Origin of the sequence: Sphingomonas azotifigens NBRC 15497 (genome assembly GCF_002091475.1) — a bacterium.
Lineage (GTDB): Bacteria > Pseudomonadota > Alphaproteobacteria > Sphingomonadales > Sphingomonadaceae > Sphingomonas > Sphingomonas azotifigens.
The window spans coordinates 1-996 of sequence record NZ_BCTR01000141.1; the positions used below are offsets into that span (position 1 = coordinate 1).

General features: G+C 65.2%; 1 protein-coding gene. It reads left to right on the top strand.

From position 1 onward, the window contains the following. The coding region (gene mobQ / locus SAZ01S_RS23285; RefSeq protein WP_167693254.1) for a MobQ family relaxase at positions 1-996 on the top strand (996 nt) is incomplete at both ends.

Below are 996 nucleotides of genomic sequence, written 5' to 3' on the forward strand. Positions count from 1 at the left end.
CCGGATCGTCGGCGCTGGCCGCCGCTGCCTATCGCTCGGCCTCGCGGCTGCATGATCGGCGGCTCGACCGGCATCATGATTTCTCGAACAAGGCCGGCGTCGTGCATTCCGAAGTGCTGCTGCCGGACGGCGCGCCCGAGCATCTCGCCGACCAAGAGAAGCTGTGGAATGCGGTCGAAGCCGTCGAGTTGCGCAAGGACGCGCAGCTTGCCCGCGAAATCGAATTCGCGATCCCGCGCGAGCTGAATCAGGCCGAGGGCATTCGGCTGGCGCGGGAGTTTGTGCAGGCCGAGTTCGTGGACCGCGGCATGGTCGCCGATCTCAATGTGCATTGGGATATCACCGCCGATGGCGAAGCGAAGCCGCACGCGCATGTCATGCTGGCATTGCGCGAGGTCGATGCCGATGGGTTCGGTAAGAAGAACCGCCACTGGAACCGCACCGACCTTCTGGAAAAATGGCGTGAGCGCTGGGCAGGGCACGTCAATGCGCGATTGGCCGAACTCGACATCGACGCGCGCGTTGATCATCGTTCGCTGGAAGCGCAGGGCATCGAGCTGGAGCCCCAGCACAAGATCGGCCCGGCGGCGGCGCGGATGGCGGAGCAGGGGCTCGCCTCCGAGCGCTTGGAAGAGCATCACAAGATTGCGCGGGCCAACGGCGAGAAGCTGCTCGCCAACCCCGCGCTGGCGCTGGATGCGATCACGCGCACTCAGGCGACCTTCACCACCCGCGATCTGGCGATGTTCGTCCATCGTCACAGCGAAGGGAAAGAGCAGTTCGATCAGGTGATGGCAGCGGTGCGCGCAGCGCCCGAACTGGTAAACCTCGGCAAAGATGGACGCGGCGATGATCGCTTCACCAGCCGCGACATGATCGATACCGAAGCGCGGCTGGAACGCGCAACGGTAAAGCTCGACGTCAGCCGTGGCCATGGCATGGACGAGCAGCATCGCAAGCTGGCGCTGGCCCGCGCCGAAATGCGCGGGCTGGTCC